Origin of the sequence: Amycolatopsis sp. NPDC058986, assembly GCF_042741125.1 — a bacterium.
Lineage (GTDB): Bacteria > Actinomycetota > Actinomycetes > Mycobacteriales > Pseudonocardiaceae > Amycolatopsis.
Genome location: NZ_JBHYJW010000105.1, coordinates 1 through 16,810, shown reverse-complemented (window position 1 = coordinate 16,810; position 16,810 = coordinate 1). Strand labels below are relative to the sequence as shown.

General features: G+C 67.2%; 16 protein-coding genes. 7 read left to right on the top strand and 9 right to left on the bottom strand.

Annotated features, from left to right (window positions below; genetic code table 11):
- Positions 1-74: 74 nt before the first annotated feature.
- A complete protein-coding gene (locus ACFW0G_RS44165) occupies positions 75-1,364 on the bottom strand; it encodes an acetyl-CoA C-acetyltransferase (RefSeq protein WP_378331558.1) in 1,290 nt (429 codons plus the stop codon).
- A gap of 105 nt (positions 1,365-1,469) precedes the next feature.
- On the opposite strand from ACFW0G_RS44165, the gene ACFW0G_RS44160 reads away from it, so the two are divergent.
- Together ACFW0G_RS44160 and ACFW0G_RS44155 are read left to right on the top strand one after the other, a co-directional pair.
- Positions 1,470-2,807 carry a 3-oxoacyl-ACP reductase gene (locus ACFW0G_RS44160; RefSeq protein WP_378331557.1) on the top strand — a complete coding sequence of 446 codons (1,338 nt, stop codon included), beginning with the start codon at positions 1,470-1,472 and terminating at the stop codon, positions 2,805-2,807.
- Positions 2,807-3,655 carry a MaoC family dehydratase gene (locus ACFW0G_RS44155; RefSeq protein WP_378331556.1) on the top strand — a complete coding sequence of 283 codons (849 nt, stop codon included), beginning with the start codon at positions 2,807-2,809 and terminating at the stop codon, positions 3,653-3,655. Before ACFW0G_RS44160 ends, ACFW0G_RS44155 begins: the two co-directional genes overlap by 1 nt.
- On the opposite strand, the gene ACFW0G_RS44150 is transcribed toward ACFW0G_RS44155, so the two are convergent.
- A complete protein-coding gene (locus ACFW0G_RS44150; protein WP_378331555.1) occupies positions 3,642-4,316 on the bottom strand; it encodes a TetR/AcrR family transcriptional regulator in 675 nt (224 codons plus the stop codon). The genes ACFW0G_RS44155 and ACFW0G_RS44150 overlap by 14 nt on opposite strands.
- Before the next feature lie 124 nt (positions 4,317-4,440).
- On the opposite strand from ACFW0G_RS44150, the gene ACFW0G_RS44145 reads away from it, so the two are divergent.
- From ACFW0G_RS44145 to ACFW0G_RS44135, 3 genes are all read left to right on the top strand, one after another.
- Entirely contained in the window at positions 4,441-5,112 is a 672-nt protein-coding gene (locus ACFW0G_RS44145; protein ID WP_378331554.1) for an SCP2 sterol-binding domain-containing protein, read from the top strand.
- A 115-nt stretch (positions 5,113-5,227) separates the two neighbouring features.
- Positions 5,228-5,779 (top strand): SCP2 sterol-binding domain-containing protein, encoded by a 552-nt coding sequence (locus tag ACFW0G_RS44140; RefSeq protein WP_378331561.1) that lies wholly within the window; start codon positions 5,228-5,230, stop codon positions 5,777-5,779.
- A gap of 55 nt (positions 5,780-5,834) precedes the next feature.
- The gene (locus ACFW0G_RS44135) at positions 5,835-7,031 is read left to right on the top strand and encodes a YDG/SRA domain-containing protein (RefSeq protein WP_378331553.1); all 1,197 of its coding nucleotides are present in this window, start codon (positions 5,835-5,837) and stop codon (positions 7,029-7,031) included.
- Positions 7,032-7,034: 3 nt separating this feature from the next.
- On the opposite strand, the gene ACFW0G_RS44130 is transcribed toward ACFW0G_RS44135, so the two are convergent.
- From ACFW0G_RS44130 to ACFW0G_RS44115, 4 genes are all read right to left on the bottom strand, one after another.
- A complete protein-coding gene (locus tag ACFW0G_RS44130; protein WP_378331552.1) occupies positions 7,035-7,505 on the bottom strand; it encodes an FxsA family protein in 471 nt (156 codons plus the stop codon).
- Between the two features lie 69 nt (positions 7,506-7,574).
- Positions 7,575-8,162, bottom strand: coding sequence for a hypothetical protein (locus tag ACFW0G_RS44125; RefSeq protein ID WP_378331551.1), 588 nt, complete (start codon positions 8,160-8,162; stop codon positions 7,575-7,577).
- A gap of 42 nt (positions 8,163-8,204) precedes the next feature.
- On the bottom strand, positions 8,205-10,145 hold the full coding sequence (locus ACFW0G_RS44120) for an ABC transporter ATP-binding protein (protein WP_378331560.1): 1,941 nt from the start codon (positions 10,143-10,145) through the stop codon (positions 8,205-8,207).
- Between the two features lie 29 nt (positions 10,146-10,174).
- Positions 10,175-10,762 carry a TetR/AcrR family transcriptional regulator gene (locus tag ACFW0G_RS44115; RefSeq protein WP_378331559.1) on the bottom strand — a complete coding sequence of 196 codons (588 nt, stop codon included), beginning with the start codon at positions 10,760-10,762 and terminating at the stop codon, positions 10,175-10,177.
- Between the two features lie 103 nt (positions 10,763-10,865).
- Here ACFW0G_RS44115 and ACFW0G_RS44110 point away from each other — a divergent pair, with 103 nt between their 5' ends.
- A complete protein-coding gene (locus ACFW0G_RS44110; RefSeq protein WP_378331550.1) occupies positions 10,866-11,159 on the top strand; it encodes a DUF6191 domain-containing protein in 294 nt (97 codons plus the stop codon).
- 201 nt (positions 11,160-11,360) lie between these two features.
- Here the strand turns inward: ACFW0G_RS44110 and ACFW0G_RS44105 are convergent, their stop codons facing one another.
- Genes ACFW0G_RS44105 through pdhA form a run of 3 tightly spaced genes read right to left on the bottom strand, consistent with a single transcriptional unit; the run spans position 11,361 to position 14,927 of the window.
- Positions 11,361-12,704, bottom strand: a complete 1,344-nt coding sequence (locus ACFW0G_RS44105) for a dihydrolipoamide acetyltransferase family protein (RefSeq protein WP_378331549.1) — start codon at positions 12,702-12,704, stop codon at positions 11,361-11,363.
- A 16-nt stretch (positions 12,705-12,720) separates the two neighbouring features.
- Positions 12,721-13,719 carry an alpha-ketoacid dehydrogenase subunit beta gene (locus tag ACFW0G_RS44100; RefSeq protein ID WP_378331548.1) on the bottom strand — a complete coding sequence of 333 codons (999 nt, stop codon included), beginning with the start codon at positions 13,717-13,719 and terminating at the stop codon, positions 12,721-12,723.
- A complete protein-coding gene (gene pdhA, locus ACFW0G_RS44095; RefSeq protein ID WP_378331547.1) occupies positions 13,719-14,927 on the bottom strand; it encodes a pyruvate dehydrogenase (acetyl-transferring) E1 component subunit alpha in 1,209 nt (402 codons plus the stop codon). The genes ACFW0G_RS44100 and pdhA overlap by 1 nt, the downstream gene beginning before the upstream one ends.
- A 357-nt stretch (positions 14,928-15,284) precedes the next feature.
- Between pdhA and ACFW0G_RS44090 the strand changes: the two genes are divergently transcribed.
- On the top strand, positions 15,285-16,706 hold the full coding sequence (locus ACFW0G_RS44090) for a M20/M25/M40 family metallo-hydrolase (protein WP_378331546.1): 1,422 nt from the start codon (positions 15,285-15,287) through the stop codon (positions 16,704-16,706).
- Positions 16,707-16,810 lie beyond the last annotated feature (104 nt).

Sequence of the window (16,810 nt, the reverse complement as noted above, 5' to 3'; positions counted from 1 at the left end):
TTGGGATATTCCATCCATTTCTTTGCTAATAACCCCCCATGCACCACGTCCTACGAGAGAAAAGTCCCCTTCAGCTACTTCTCCAGGATGGCCGTGACGCCCTGGCCGCCCGCAGCGCAGATGGAGATCAGGCCGCGGCCCGACCCCTTCTCGTTCAGCAGCTTCGCCAGCGTCGCGACGATCCGGCCACCGGTGGCGGCGAAGGGGTGCCCTGCCGCCAGCGAGGAGCCGTTGACGTTCAGCTTCGCCCGGTCGATCGAGCCCAGCGGCGCGTCCAGTTCCAGCTTCTCCTTGGCGAACGCCGGGTCCTCCCACGCCTTCAACGTGGCCAGCACCTGCGACGCGAACGCCTCGTGGATCTCGTAGAAGTCGAAGTCCTGCAACGTCAATCCGGCCCGCGAGAGCATCCGCGGCACTGCGTACGCCGGCGCCATCAGCAGGCCCTCTTCGCCGTGTACGTAGTCGACGGCCGCCGTCTGCGAGAACGTCAGGTACGCCAGCACCGGGAGCTTGTGCGCCTTAGCCCACTCGTCGGTCGCCAGCAGCACGGTCGAGGCGCCGTCGGAAAGCGGCGTCGAGTTGCCCGCGGTCATCGTGCCGTCCTGGCCACCGAACGCCGGCTTGAGCTTGGCGAGCTTCTCCGCGGTCGAGTCCCCGCGCAGGTTCTGGTCGCGCGACAGCTTGAGGAACGGCGTCACCAGGTCGTCGAAGAACCCGCGGTCGTACGCCGCGGCCAGCCGCTGGTGGCTCGTCGCGGCGAGTTCGTCCTGCGCCTCGCGGGTGACCTCCCAGATCTTCGCCGTCAGCGCCGCGTGCTCGCCCATCGAAAGGCCGGTCCGCGGCTCGGCGTTGCGCGGGATCTCCGGCACGATGTGGCCGGGACGCAGCTTCGTGACCAGCTTGAGCCGGTCGGCCACGGTCTTCGCCGAGTTGAGCTGGATCAGGATCTGCCGCAGGTCCTCGTTGACGGCGAGCGGTGCGTCGCTGGTCGTGTCGACACCGCCCGCGATCGCCGAGTCGATCTGGCCGAGGGCGATCTTGTTGGCGACGTTGATGATCGCCTGCAGACCGGTGCCGCACGCCATCTGCACGTCCGACGCCGGAGTGGCCGGCGAGAGCTTGCTGCCGAGCACGCTCTCCCGCGCGAGGTTGAAGTCCTTGGAGTGCTTGAGCACCGCGCCGGCGGCGACCTCGCCGATGACCTCGCCCTGCAGGGCGAACCGGCTCACCAGGCCGTCCAGGGCTGCGGTGAACATGTCCTGGTTCGACGCCTTCGCGTACGGACCGTTCGACCGTGCGAAGGGGATCCGGTTGCCACCGATGATCGCGACCTTGCGAATCGGTGACGCTTTCCTCGTGGCCATTGGATCTCGCCCTCTCTAGTCGAACTGAGTCATCCCTCTCACACTGTAACCTACTCGGGAGTAGGTTAGACTTCGAAGTGACGCAAACGGCACGGGAGGCATCCGATGGCTGACAGGTACCAGCAGTTCACGAAGACCCCATTGGGGAAGTTCGTGGTGCCCAGGCTCGGACTGCCCAACCCCGCGACGCTCCGCCGCCACAAGCCGGGTCAACCTGCACTCGAGGGTCCCGCACTTCTCGGCGCCGCGCCCGGCGGTCGGCTGGAGAAGACCGTGAAGGACCAGCTCGCCGACGCCGGGATCGAGGTCGTCACCTCCCCTGCCGATGGCAAGCACGCCGCGCTGGTCTTCGACGCCACCGGTGTTTCGGACCCGAAACAGCTGCGCGAGGTCTACAAGTTCTTCCACCCGGTGATCCGCAGTGTCGGCTCGTCGGGCCGTGTCGTCGTCCTCGGCACGCCTCCCGAACTCGTCGAGGGCCGCGAGCGGATCGCGCAGCGCGCGTTGGAAGGCTTCGTGCGCTCGGTCGGTAAGGAGCTGAAGCGCGGCGCGACTGCCCAGCTGGTGTACGTCGCCGAGGGCGCCGAGGACGCGACGGAGTCCACGCTGCGCTTCCTGCTCTCGGCCAAGTCCGCGTTCGTCGACGCGCAGGTCATCCGCGTCGGCACGCACACCAAGACCGCGACCGCTCCGGCGAACTGGGACAAGCCCCTCGACGGCAAGATCGCGCTGGTCACCGGTGCTTCCCGGGGTATCGGCGCGGCGATCGCCGAGGTGCTGGCCCGCGACGGCGCCCACGTCGTCGCGCTCGACATCCCCGCTCAGGGGGCGGATCTGTCGAAGGTCGCGAACAAGGTCGGCGGCTCGGCGCTGCAGCTCGACATCACCGCTGCCGACGCTCCCGAAAAGCTCGCCGAGTACCTGAAGACCCGCCACGACGGCGTCGACATCGTCGTGCACAACGCGGGCATCACCCGCGACAAGACGCTCGGGAACCTCACCGAGGGCGGCTGGGACTCGGTGATCGCGGTGAACCTCGCTTCGCAACTCGCGGTCAACGACAAGCTCATCGGCGACAAGGTGCTCAAGGAGAACGGCCGGATCGTCGGCGTCTCCTCGATCGCGGGTATCGCCGGCAACGTCGGCCAGACCAACTACGCGACCAGCAAGGCGGGCGTGATCGGCATGGTCAACGTCGGCGCCGAGCAGCTCGCCGGGTACGGCGGCACGATCAACGCCGTCGCGCCGGGATTCATCGAGACCAAGATGACCGCGGCGGTCCCGCTGTTCATCCGCGAGGCCGGGCGGCGGCTGTCCAGCCTCGGCCAGGGCGGCCTGCCGGTCGACGTCGCCGAGACGATCGCCTGGTACGCCAACCCGGCCTCGTCCGCGGTGAACGGCAACATCGTCCGCGTCTGCGGCCAAGCGCTTCTGGGGGCGTGATGACGGTCAAACAGCTGCACAGCTCGCCCAGCCTGGCCACGCTGTACCCGAAGGCGCTGCTCGGCGGTGTCCTGCACAAGGGCGGCGGCGACAAGCTGCCCGACACGGAGTTCGCGCGCACCGGCGTCGTCATCGACCCGGCGCACCTCGCCGCGTACAACCAGGTCTGCGGGTTTCGGCTGACCGACGAACTGCCCGCGACCTACCCGCACATGCTGGCGTTCCCGCTCCAAATGGCGCTGATGACCGAGGCGGACTTCCCGTTCCCGCTGCTCGGCATGGTCCACGTGCGGAACACGATCACCCAGCATCGGCCGCTGCGGCTCGACGAGTCGTTCACGCTGCGCGTGGGGGCGGAGAACCTGCGGCCGCATCCGCAGGGCCGTCAGTTCGACGTCATCAGCGAACTGCTGGTGGCAGACACTCCCGTGTGGACGGACGTGAGCACGTACCTGCGCCGCGGTGGTGGCTCGGGTGCGGACAAGCCGCGCGCGGCACTGACGCCGCCGTCGCCGAGCGCGCTGTGGCACATCCCCGGCGACATCGGCCGCCGCTACGCCGAGGTGTCCGGCGACCGCAATCCGATCCACCTGCACGCGCTCACCGCGAAGGCCTTCGGTTTCCCGGCCGCGATCGCGCACGGCATGTGGACGAAGGCGCACGCGCTCGCGGCGTTCGAGGGCAGGCTGCCGGAGGCGTTCACCATCGACGTCCGGTTCAAGCAGCCGGTGCTGCTGCCCGCCAAGGCCGCGTTCACGACCTGGCAGACCGATGACGGCTGGTCGTTCGAGCTGTGGGCCTCGCGCAAGCCGAAGCCCCACCTCGAAGGGACGATCACTCGGCTGTAGTAGACGGCTTCCAGATCTCGCCCTCGACCAGGTCGTTGAACCCGAGCCAGACGAGGTTCATCAGCCACGAGGCGAGCACGCCGTCCGAGACGTCGGGGTGGTCGAGCGCCCAGTCGGCCAGCGACTCGGCCGCCCCGACCAACGCCGCCGAGAGCCCGGCACCGGAGAACTCGGCCTGCTCGCCGAGCCCCTTGCGGGTGCCGGCGGAGACGACGAGCGCGGCGACGAGCTCGATGGCGCGGGTGCGCATGTCGGTGATCTCGGTGGCGAAGCTGCCGCCGACCGTCAGCGCCTGGCGGTGCAGCACGGTCCACGACTCGCGGTACTCGGAGACGAAGCGGTAGAACGAGCGCAGGCCGTGCCACAGCTGCATGTCCGGTGGCAGGTCGGGTTTGATGCCGTCCTGGATGGCTTCGAGGAGCCGGGTGGCCTCGCGGCGGATGCACTGGCCGAACAGGTCCTCCTTCGAGCCGAGGTAGGTGTAGATCATCGGCTTCGAGACACCCGCGACGTCGGAGATCTCGTCCATCGACGCGGAGTGGTAGCCGTGGCGCGAGAACACCTGCACGGCGGCGTCCAGGATCTGCCGTTCGCGGACGGCACGGGGCAGGCGCCTCGCCCGCTCGGGTGAACGCTGCTCTCCAGTGGACTCTTCGGACACGTCCAGACCTCCCTCTTACGGCGAAGACGCTACCGGCAGCCGAGGTCGAAGGGGGATTCCGGCGCCCTTGCCCAGCTTACCTACTGGCGAGTAGGCTTAGTCGACAGCAGGGAGAGGAAGGCCGATGGCGGACAACACCGGGATGACCAGCACCGATCCGGGGGCTGGGCTGGGCGGGTTGCGTGGCGCGGCGCTGATCGACGCCCTGGAGCGTATCGACCCGACCGGCCCGGAAGCGCACTCCCTCGACGTCAACGTGCTCGCCGACGTGGTGAACCCGCGCGATCTGGGCAAGGACGACTTCCGCCGGCTGCTGGCCGCGTTGCTGCGGATCGCGGAGCGAGCCCCCGCGTTCGACCTGAGCAAGGTCGACCCCGTCCGCTTCGCGAACCTGGTCGCCGCCGCGTCGCGGGTGCAGTTGGAGCGCGTCGTCGCCGAGCGGACGCTGCGGGAGCGCGTGCTCGGCGAGATCTTCGACCGCATGGGCGCGCACATCCGGCATGAGCGCGCGAAGAACGTCCACGCGGTCATCCACTGGCGGCTGTCGGGCGGTGTCGGCGACGGCGGCTACGACCGCTACGAGACGGTCATCTCGCACGGTGCCTGCACGGTCAGCCGCGAGATGCGGGAGAAGCCCAAGGTGACCATCACGATCGCGCCGACGGACTTCTTCCGGCTTATCACCCATCAGGCGACCCCGGCTGTGCTTTTTGTCACCGGGAAGATCAAGGTCAAGGGCGACCTCGCATTCGCCGCGGGCTTGATCGGATTTTTCGACCTTCCGAAACCGGCCTGAGCGATTACACTTCCCGCTCGTGTCCCGTAATTCTTCACCCCGGCGCTGGCGGAAACGGCTGCGCATTTCGCGGCCGCTCCGGCTGGCCGTGTCGCGCCATGGCCCCGGACACGCGCTGGACGGTTTCGCCGCCCACCTCGAGGTCGAGAAGCTCACGCCCGACGAGTTCATCCAGGTGCTGGAAACCCTGCACATGCTGGGAAGTCGCGGTGCGGGCATCGAGCTGAGCTCCCTGTCGACACAGGCACTCGTCGACATACTCGGCCAGACCTCCAGGGAACAACTCAAGGCCGTCGCGGATCACCCCGAGTTACGCTCGGTGTTCCTCGACGAGATATTCCGCAGAATGTCCGAGCATTTCCGCCCCGACCGCGCCCGGCACGTCGACTTCGTGGTTTCCTGGCGCTTTTCCGACGGTGACGGCGAAGACGGTTTCGATCGTTTCCAGACGGTCATCGAGGACGGCACCTGCGTTTCCAGCGTCGACCTCGCCCGCACCCCGGACACCACGATCACCCTGTCGGTCGACGACTTCATCCGGATGGCGACCGGCAACGCCGCGGTGGCGGCCATGTTCGTGACCGGCAAGGTGAAGGTCAAGGGCGAGTACGCCCCCGCGGTCCGCTTCAGCAGCTACTTCGACATCCCGAAGCCTACGAACGCCTAGCCGTTTACCGCAGGAAACACCAAGACTGTCGGTGTCACGCCATAGAGTGATCGGCATGAGTCTTGCCGACATCGACCGTCAGCACGTGCTTGCTGCCATCGCCGAGTACGACGAACTGGGCCGGGATGAGTTCCTGGCCAAGTACGGCTTCGGCCGTTCAGTGCGCTACGTCGTTGTGCACGAGGACAAGGACTATGACTCGAAGGCGCTGGTCGGAGCAGCTCATGGTTATGCGACTGGGCAAGCGCTTCGCGCGAGCGAGTTCAGTGGCGGGGTGCAAACAGTCGTAGCTCGACTGACTGAGATCGGCTTTGAGTTCCGCGACCTCAAAGCGGTTCCCAAGAAGGAAGCCAAGATGCGGTACGGCGAGCTGCCTAATGTACCGCCGGGGACTGTGTTTTCCAGTCGTAAGGCGGCTGCGGCGAGTGGTGTTCATCGTGCGCTCATTGCGGGTATCGTCGGTACCCGTGCCCTGGGTGCCGAGTCCATTGTCGCCTCCGGCGGCTATGAGGACGATGTTGACTATGGGACAGTGATCATCTATACCGGCCACGGCGGCCAGGACGCATCAGGGAAGCAGGTAAAGGATCAAACCTTCGATTCTTCCGGTAACGCAGCACTCCAGACGAGCATGATCAAGGGTGCGGCTGTTCGGGTGATCCGAGGGTCGGACCCCGATTCGCCTCATGCGCCCGATGAGGGGTACCGATACGACGGTCTCTTCAGGGTTGAAGATGCCGTACGGGAAAAGGGACGGCGAGGTTATCTGGTGTGCCGTTTCCGGATGGTGGCTGTGGCCTCAGCCGTGGACATGATCATTGCTCCAGAGGAGGCGTTGGTTTCAGGTGAGGAACAGCATCCAGCGCCGCCAACCGGCAACGAGACACCTGGTCGTCGGTCAACCACCGCGCAACGGATCGTTCGTTCTACCAGCGTGGCAGATTACGTGAAGAATCTTTATGACCACACGTGCCAAATGTGTGGCGTCCGGTTGACCGTTGGCGATCGCGGTTACTCGGAAGGTGCTCACATTCAGGCGCTAGGCGGGTTGCATCGAGGCCCTGATTCGGCAGCGAATGTGCTCTGCCTCTGCCCTAATTGTCATGTTCTGTTCGACTATGGTGCGCTGATTGTGCAGGAGAATCACGCCATTGTGCGCAACGGCAAACCAGACGGAACTACTTTGCACATCCATCCAAGTCATGCGATTGGTGAGCAGTACCTTGCACACCATCGGGAAGCTCACTCGTAGCGGTCAGCCCTCGATGATGCGGCCTTCGATGATCGGGGGCTGCGACGACCGCGGTGGGTGGTCTTCGGCGACGACTTCGCTGTCGACCACCATCACCGGGCCGCGGCGCTGGTTGGCAAAGCGGATTGCGCGCTTTTCGGCGCGGCGCAGCCAGATCTTGCGGGCGACGGAGCGAGTGGGAGGGAGTAGCAGGAGCAGACCGATGACGTCGCTGACGAAGCCGGGCAGCATGATCAGGACGCCGCCGAGCGCGACCAGCATGCCGTCGGTGAGTTCCTTCTCGGCGGGGCGGCCCGCGCGGGCGGTTTCGACGAACGCGCGCATGGCCTTGCCGCCTTCGCGGCGGGCGAGCCAGGAGCCGACGAAGGCGCCGGCCAGCAGGAGCCCGATCGTGCCGAGCACGCCGACGGCCGAGCCTACCGCCCAGACAGCGGCCACCTCGGCGATGACATAGAGCAGGAACACGACAGCCATACCCGGTCAACGAGTGGGCTGCCCGTTTTGCTCCCTGTCACGGTGAGGAGCGAGCAGTGTCACTCTTCGTTACTTCCCTGAGCTGCAGAATTCCGGGAGTGACCGGTCGCCGAGTTCGATGTCGGCCAGCTCTCCGACCTCGACTTCCTGGCGTACCGAGCCGGACGACACGGTCAGGAAGAGCCGCCACCGGACGCGCTTCGCGGGCTGAGCCGGAGGACAGCTGACGCGGAAGCGCACCGCCAGTTTCACCTGCTTGTCGGGGTCTACTCGCACAGGCAAGACGGTCAGTTTCGGCGGGGTGAGTAGGTAGTACTCGCTGAGCCAGGTCAGCGAGAGTGTGCCCGTTTCGGCCTGCGTGAAACCGGGCGGGACCTCGGCGCGGGCGGATTCGATGACGACGCCGACGTCGCCGGTGTTCTCCAGGATCTGCGCGAACTGCAGCCCCGCCTCGCCGGTGCTGGAGTGCACCTGCCTCGTCCCCGACAGTGGCCGCCAGCTCGCTTCACCGGGACCTGGGGCGCGGCGTGTCAAGAGCACGACCGCCGTGACGATCACTGCGAGCGCGACAGCCACGGCGACCAGCCGCCCCCGCGTCCAGAATCGCGGACGCGGGGGCGGCACCGCGATCGGCGGCGCCGGTTCGAAGTCCCCCATGGCGGGAGACGATAACCGCGTGGCGCCGCCGACGGAGGCGTTTCAGCCGGGAACCTCGTCGAGATATGCCCGCGCTTGCAGAGTGAACAGCTCGGCATAGCCGCTCTTGGCCGCCATCAGCTGCTCGTGCGTGCCGTATTCGGCGACCTTGCCGTGGTCGAGCAGCAGGATCCGCTCGGCCTGGCGCACGGTGGAGAATCGGTGCGAGATGTACAGCGTCGTCCGTCCCTCGGCCAGCTCGCGCAGCCGCGAGAACAGATCGTGCTCGGCTTGCGCGTCCAAGGCGGACGTCGGCTCGTCGAGGATCAGGATTGGGGCCTCGCGCTGGAAAGCCCTGGCCAGCGCGATCTTCTGCCATTCCCCGCCGGACAGGCTCACGCCCTGGTCGAACCACCGGCCCAGTGGGCTGTCGTAGCCGTTGGTGAGCTGTTCGATCCGGTCCGAGGCGCCGGCGCGCCGCGCCGACTCTTCGATGTGCGGCCGGTCTTCCAGCCGCGCGAGGTCGCCGAGGCCGATGTTCTCGGCCGCGGTGCCTTGGTAGGTCACGTAGTCCTGGAACATCGCGCTGATCCGGCGGCGCAGTTCGACCGGGTCGAATTCGCGGATGTCCACACCGTCGAGCAGGATTCGCCCGCCGGTCGGGTCGTAGAGCCGGCACAGGAGCTTGAACAGAGTGGACTTCCCAGCCCCGTTGCGGCCCACCACCGCCACGGTCTCACCCGGACGGATTTCGAAGCTGACGCCGTCGAGTGCGCGCTCGTCCGATCCGGGGTAGCTGAAGGAAACCGAGTCGAACTCGATGTGACCTTCCACTGTGGACGGAAGGGGCCGCGGCTCCGGCGGCGCGACGATCTCGGGTTTGGTGCCGAGGAAGCGATAGAGCGTGTCGATGTAGAGATTGTTCTCGTACATCCCGGAAAACGCGGTGAACAAGCCGGACACGGAGGTCTGCACGGACGTCGCCGCAGCGGTGTACAACGCCAGGTCGCCGAGCGTGAGCCGCCCGCCGACCGCCTCCAGCGCGATGTACAGCGCGATCGCCGAGCCCGCGAATGTGCTCAGCAGCCCCCAGGACGTCGAGCTGACGTTGCGGTTCACGGTCAGCTTCCGCTGCCGTTCGTAGTTGACCTGGCCGAGTTTGCGGAACCGGTCCACAAAGTACGGTCCGAGGCCGAAGAGCTTGGTCTCCTTGGCGTAGGTGTCGGTGGTGACCAAAGAGGACAGATAGTCCATGCGGCGCCGGATGGGCGAGAGCATGAACGACATCCAGAACGCGCGGGAGCCGTACTTGGACTGCGAGATGAACGCCGGGATCGGCGCGATCAGGGCGACGAGCGCGAGCAGCGGGCTGATCGCGATCAGCAGTGCGATCATGCTGGCGAACGTGATCGTCGTGCGGACAAGGCCGAGTGCCGAGGTCATCATCGTGAGCGGCCGGGTCGGCGCCTCCTGCGCTGCCTGACGCAGCATGTCGTAGGACGTCGACCCCTCGAAATAGGCCAGGTGCAGTTCGCTCGCGTGCGCCATGACCTGGTGCCGGATGGTCAGCGTCATCCGTTCCTGGAGCAGCCCCTGTGCCATCGTCGTCAGTGACGAGCTGATCGCCGTCAGCGCGAGGACGCCGAACTGCATCGCGGCCACTTGAACGATCGCGTTTTTCGAGCCGTGGCCCTGGATCGCCGCGACGACGCTGTCGAGCAGGAGCTTCGCGATGTAGGCGGTCACCGTCGGGAGAAGGCCGGACAGCAGCGTGACCAGGGCGATCGCGATCGTCAGGAACGGGCTCGCCTGCCAGGTCAGCCGCGCGACCTTCGGTAGTCCGCGGACGGTGCCCGAGACCGCGGTCCGCATCCGGGAAAGACGCTCGCGCAGCCCTTTCGGCCGATCCTGTGGTGGTGCGTCCGGGATGTCGACGGGCCCGGTGAGGCCGCTGTCCGGCACCGTCGTGGTTCTCCGGCGTTTGCCATGCCTCCGGCCGAGCATGAGTTCGAGGCCGCCGCCTCCGCCCGGGATCATCCGGCCGCCCGGACGGCACCGTGGAGGAAGACCTCCACGATCTCGCGAGTGGTCGGGGTGTCGTCGACCTGGCCGAGCCTGCGGCCGCCGAACAACAGCGCGAGGAACAGCGATGCCAACTGCTCTGCGGGGAGCCGGAGCTGGGCCTTTTCCGGCTCGAAGAGCTCGGTCACCGCTTCTCGCATGGCGGCCATCGAGTCCCGTCGCGAGTCCTTCACGTTCTTGCGGTCCTTCAACCGCTGCTCCGGATCGCGACGCGCTCGCCCGGAGGCGTGCAGCGCTCCCATCAGCGCTCCCATCCGCTGGAGGTGCGCGCCGAGCGCGTCGGCTGCCTTGACCAGACGGTCGGCCAGCGGCTGGTCGACCGGGATCTCGGCAATCGCGTCGAGTACGTGGTCCGGCTTGAGGACCTCGGCCGTGCAGGCGTCGAAAAGCTCGTCCTTGTCCTTGAAGGCGCGGAAGATCGTGCCCTCGCCGATGCCTGCCGCGCGGGCGATCTGGCTGGTGGTGACGGTGGCGCCGTGCTCGAGGACGAGCGGCAGCATCGCGTGGATGATCATTTTGCGTCGTTCTTCGACGCTCATGCTCGGCGCCCTGCGCCGCGTTTCGGGTGGTGTCATGCCGCCCAGTGTGCGGAGTGAGTGCTCACTCCGTCAAGCTCATTAAGGGTGGCGTAGCTTCGATGCCATGGGGCTTGTCTGGGCGATGTCGATTCCGGCGCTGTTCGTGTTGCTCTTCGTGCTCGCCGTGCTGGAAGTGTGGGGCGGCAAGTATCTGCCTTGGCGGCGGCGCAGTGGCCGGACCGCGGCGTCGGTGGGGACCGAGGAGATGGTGGCGTTCCTCTACGGGACCAAACGGCACGAACTCGACCAGCGGCAGGCCGAGGTCATGCTGGTTCAGAGCGAGGACGACGGCGCGCCGCCGCGAGATCGGGTCGATCTGGAGAGTGGAAAGATCGTGTTCAAGCCCAAGGGTGCTTGAGCGTTCGGCGGTCGGAAGTGAAGTAAATTCGGCGCTCGGACCGGGAACGCCGCAGGTCAGGGATTGTCCTCCCCGCACGCGCGGGGCTGATCCCGACGAACCGGAGGCTTCGCGGGTCACCAGGTCGTGCTTCCCGCAGGGGACCTGACCGTGAAGGACTCCTTACCGGCGCTCAGTGCCGGTAAGGAGTCCTTCACGGACCTAGAACGTAATCGCGACGGCGGGGTCGCTGAGCAGGGCGCCGACGTCGGCCAGGAACTCCGAGCCTTGCTGCCCATCGACGACCCGGTGGTCGAAGCTGAGCGAGAGCTGCATGACCTTCCGGACCTTGATCTCCCCGTCGACCACCCATGGCGTGTCCCGGATCGCGCCGAGCGCGAGGATCGCCGTCTCGCCGGGGTTGATGATCGGCGTCCCGGTGTCGATGCCGAAGACGCCGATGTTCGAGATCGTGAAGGTCCCGTTCAGCATCGCCGCCGGGGTTGTCTTGCCCTCCCGCGCGACCTCGGTCAGCTCGGTCAGGGCGACCGCGATGTCCTTGAGCGACATGGCATCCGCGTCGTGGAGTTTCGGCACGACGAGGCCGCGCGGGGTGGCCGCGGCGATCCCGAGGTGCACGTAGTCCTTGAAGACGATTTCCTTCGTCTCCTCGGACCAGACCGCGTTGACGTCCGGGGTCCGCTTGATCGCCATGCACACGGCCTTCGCCGCGAACGCCAGCGGCGTCAGCTTCACACCGCGGAACTCACGCGAGTTCTTCAGCCTCTCGCGCAGTTCCATCATCGGCGTGACGTCGATGGTCAGGAACTCCGTGACATGCGGTGCGGTGAAAGCGCTTTGCACCATCGCCGCCGCCGTGGCCTTGCGGACGCCCTTGACCGGTACGCGACGTTCGCGCGTCGCCGGGTCGTAACCAGCGTCCACAGTGGACGTCGCAGTGGCCGGGGCCGCGCCGTTGGCGGCGCGCTGGACGTCGTCGCGGGTGATGACGCCGCCGTCGGCCGTGCCGGTCAGTGCGTGCAGGTCGACGCCGAGGTCCTTGGCCAGCTTCCGCACCGGCGGCTTCGCCAGCGGCACGTACCCACCGCGCGGCGCCTCAACCGGAGCGGAGGGAGTGGCGGGAGTGGCAACGGCCGCAGCCGGAGCGGCGGCGGGGGCAGCACCCTTGCGGGCCCGGCGCTGCGTGACCACCGTCTTGGAGCCGTAGCCGACCAGCGGCTTCATCTCCTCCTCGGCGGCGGGCTCGGGGGCGGCAGCGGCCGCTGAAGGAGCCGGGGCGGAGGGAGCCGCGGCCCCACCAGGATCGACGTCGATGGTCAGGATCGGCGTGCCGACCTCGACCGTCTGACCCGGTTCCACATGCAGCTCGGTGACCACACCGGCCCACGGGATCGGCAGCTCGACGGCCGCCTTCGCGGTCTCGATCTCCACCACGATCTGGTTGACCGCGACCGTGTCACCCGGCTTGACGTGCCAGTTGAGGATGTCGGCCTCGGTCAACCCCTCGGCGGTGTCGGCGAGGGGGAACTGTTTGTAATCGGGCATTGCGTGAACTTCCCCCTTACCAGGCGAGCGAGCGGTCGACAGCGTGCAGTACCCGGTCCAGATCGGGGAGGTAGTGCTCCTCGAGCTTGGCAGGCGGATACGGCGTGTCGAATCCGGTCACCCGAAGGATGGGGGCTTCCAGCGAGTAGAAGCACTCCTGCTGGACCCGCGCGGCGATCTCCGAGGTCAGCGACGACTCCGACGGCGCCTCGCTGACCGCGATGAGCCGGCCGGTCTTGCGCACCGACTCGAACACCGGGTCGAGGTCCAGTGGCGAGAGCGTGCGCAGGTCGATGACCTCCAGCGAGCGGCCTTCGTCCTCGGCGGCGGTCGCGGCGTCGAGTGCCACCTTCACCGAAGGGCCGTACGCGACGACAGTCGCCGTCGTACCTTCGCGCACCACGCGCGATTTGAAGAGTGGGTCGGGCGTAGCCGTCGTGTCGACCTCGGCCCGCAGTGCGCCCGAGTGGTAGAGCCGCTTCGGTTCGAAGAACAGGACTGGGTCATCGGAGTGGATGGCCTGCTGAATCATCCAGTACGCGTCGACGGCGTTCGAGCAGGAAACCACCTTGAGCCCGGCGATGTGCGCGAAGAACGACTCCGGCGACTCCGAGTGGTGCTCGACCGCGCCGATGCCGCCGCCGAACGGGACCCGGATGACGACGGGCATCTTGACCTTGCCCTGCGTCCGGTAGTGCAGTTTGGCCAGCTGCGAGGAGATCTGGTCGAAACCGGGGAAGATGAAGCCCTCGAACTGGATCTCGCACACCGGCCGGAAGCCGCGCACGGCGAGGCCGACCGCGGTGCCGATGATCCCGGACTCGGCCAGCGGCGTGTCCAGCACGCGCTGCTCGCCGAAGTCCTTCTGCAGCCCGTCGGTGATCCGGAAGACGCCGCCGAGCTTGCCGACGTCCTCGCCCATGACGAGAACCTTCGGGTCCTCCTCCATGGCGCGGCGGAGACCGAGGTTGATCGCCTTGGAAATGGTCAGTTTCTGAATGTCCACAGTGGTCATCAGTGCTCACCTGCCCCGACGAAACCGTCCAAGTAGGACAGATACTCGGCGCGCTGCGCTTCGAGAACCGGTGAAGGCTCGGCATAGACGTTGCGGAATATCCGGTCCGGCGGCGGTTCCGGCATGTTGAACGTGTAGTCGCGCAGGTCGGCGGCGAACGCGTCGGCCTCTTCCTGGACCTGGTCGAAGAACGCCTGGTCGGCACCGCCGCCACGGGCGAGATACGCGCGGACGCGCTCGATCGGGTCCTTCAGTTTCCACTCCTCCAGCTCGTCGGAGAGCCGGTAACGAGTGGGGTCGTCGGTGGTGGTGTGCGCGTCCATCCGGTAGGTGAACGCCTCGATCAGCACCGGCCCGTTGCCGTGACGGCATTCCTCCAGCGCCCAGCGCGAAACGGCGAGGCAGCCGAGGACGTCGTTGCCGTCGACGCGGATGCCGGGGAAGCCGTACCCGCGGGCGCGCTGGTACAGCGGCAGCCGCGACTGGCGTTCGGTGGGCTCGGAAATCGCCCACTGGTTGTTCTGGCAGAAGAAAACAAGCGGTGCGTCGTAGACCGCGGCCCAGACGAAGCCCTCGTGCACGTCGCCCTGCGAAGTGGCTCCGTCACCGAAGTAGCAGATCGTCGCTTCACCGTCGTCGTCGCCGACCTTGCCCTCGAACTTCTGGCCCATCGCGTAGCCGGTGGCGTTGAGCACCTGGTTGCCGATCACGATGGTGTAAGGGTGGAACCGGTGGGACTGGTAGTCCCAGCCACTGTGGTCGGTGCAGCGGAAGATCCCGAGCACCTCTTTGAGGTCGACACCGCGGGTATAGGCGACGCCGTGCTCGCGGTAGCTGGGGAAGGCCATGTCGGTGGCCCGAAGCGCCCTGCCGGAGCCGATCTGTGCGGCCTCCTGGCCGAGCAGCGGGACCCAGATGCCGAGCTGCCCCTGGCGCTGCATCGCGTTGGCTTCGCGGTCCGCGCGGCGCACCAGCACCATGTCGCGGTAGAGCCCGCGAAGTGCCGCGTCGTCGATGTCCTCGACGTACTTGTCGAACCGGGGTGAGGAGACCCGTTCGCCTTCGGGGGTGAGCAGCTGAGTCAGCTCAGCGCCACCTTCACTCGTTGCTCGCAAACCGGCGATCACCTGTTCGGGGGAAGGTTGAGCCGCTACGGCGGCCGGACCATCTCCAGGCTCCGGGTGCGTCCACTGTTCGGGGGACGGCATGCGCTTGCTCCTTGATGTCGGTGCCTCTGGTGGCCGCTTGTGGCGACCACAGCGACTGCACCGGCGGGACCAGCGCGTCGGATCTGAAGCGCTCGGTCACCGTCGGCGTTGACGGTTCTCGCCGTCATCCTGACACGAAGGGCTGCCCGATGGTGAGTCACGGTTGCTGATTTGTTGCTGAGAAACCGTTGCTGAGCAGGGAAAACGCTTGGAAGCCCTAGAGTTGGGCTGCCAAGGGTCGGGTTTCCTGAGCGCCGTTCACCTGGGGTCGCGGGTGTCGCACACCGTGTGCGCGGCCCGGCGGATGTGCCGGTCGTGACCTCCACCACAGTACGTTCCGCGTGGCAGGATGCTTGTGTGGAGCAGAAATCCGTACGTGAATCCGTGATCTCGGCGTGGACGAACGACGTCGTGCCGAGCCTGTCCGGTCTGGTGGAGATCCCCGCGCTGTCCCCCGCGTTCGACGCCGACTGGGCTGCGAACAAACACCTCGCCGCGGCCGTGGACCACGTCCGCGACTGGATCGCCGGGCGAGGGCTGCCGGGCGCGAAGCTCGAGGTCGTCGAGTTGCCGGGCCGATCGCCGCTGCTGTTCGTGGACGTCCCGGCGACACCGGGCGGCGCGGACAAGGGCACCGTGCTGTTGTACGGGCACCTCGACAAACAACCGCCGGTCGGCGGCTGGTCCGAGGGGCTGGGCCCGTGGACGCCGGTGTTGCGCGACGGCCGCCTCTACGGCCGCGGAGCCGTGGACGACGGTTACTCCGGGTACGCGGCCACCACCGCGCTGGAAGCTGTGCACGCCGCGGGCGGTGAACACGCGCGTGCCGTGCTGCTGCTGGAAACCGGCGAGGAGTCCGGCAGCCCCGACCTGCCCGCGTACCTGGAGCACCTGAGCGAAAGCCTTGGCGAGGTCACCCTGGTGGTCTGCCTCGACGCGGGTGGCAGCGACTACGAGCGGTTGTGGCTGGTCAACAGCCTGCGCGGGATGTTGCACCTCAACGTGACGGTGCGGCTGCTGGGTACGGCCCAGCATTCCGGACTCGCGAGCGGCGTCGTCGCGAGTTCGTTCCGCGTGCTGCGCCAGCTGCTCGACCGCATCGAGGACTCCGAGACAGGCGAGATCAAGCTGCCGGAGTTGAAGGTCGAGATCCCGGTGAACCGGCGCGACGAGGCCAAGGACGTCGTCGAGGTCTCCCCCGGCGCACTGCGGGAGATGTACCCGCTCGTGGACGGCGCCACCACGGTCACCGACGACGAGCTGGAGCTGCTGCTCAACCAGAGCTGGCGGCCGACGTTGTCGATCATCGGCGCCGACGGGCTGCCGAAGCCGCCCGAGGCGGGCAACGTCCTGCGCGAGAGCACGACGTTGACGTTGAGCTTCCGGCTTCCGCCCACCGCCGACGCGGCCACCGCGCTGGCCGCGGTCAAGCGGGCGCTGACCACCGACGTGCCGTACGGCGCTCAGGTCGAGCTGAGCGAGGACGCCCAGGCGGAGAACGGCTGGAACGCGCCGGCCGAAGCGCCATGGCTGACAACCGCGCTGCGCCGGGTGAGCGACGAGGTGTTCGGACGGCCGCACCGCAGCGCCGGCATGGGCGGGTCGATCCCGTTCATGGGGCTGCTGGGCGAAAAATACCCGGACGCGCAGTTCCTCGTGACCGGCGCGTGCGGGACGGACTCGAACATCCACGTGCCCGACGAATGGCTCAACCTGGACTACGCGCAGCAGGTCACGCAGGCCATCGCACACATCCTGGACGCACACGCGCGAGGCTGATCCGCCGTCCCCGAAATGCCGTTAAGGCCACCTTACGGGCATCAGACGCCCGTAAGGTGGCCTTAACGGCATGTGGCCCGCGCTCAGGCGAAGCGGTTCAGTGC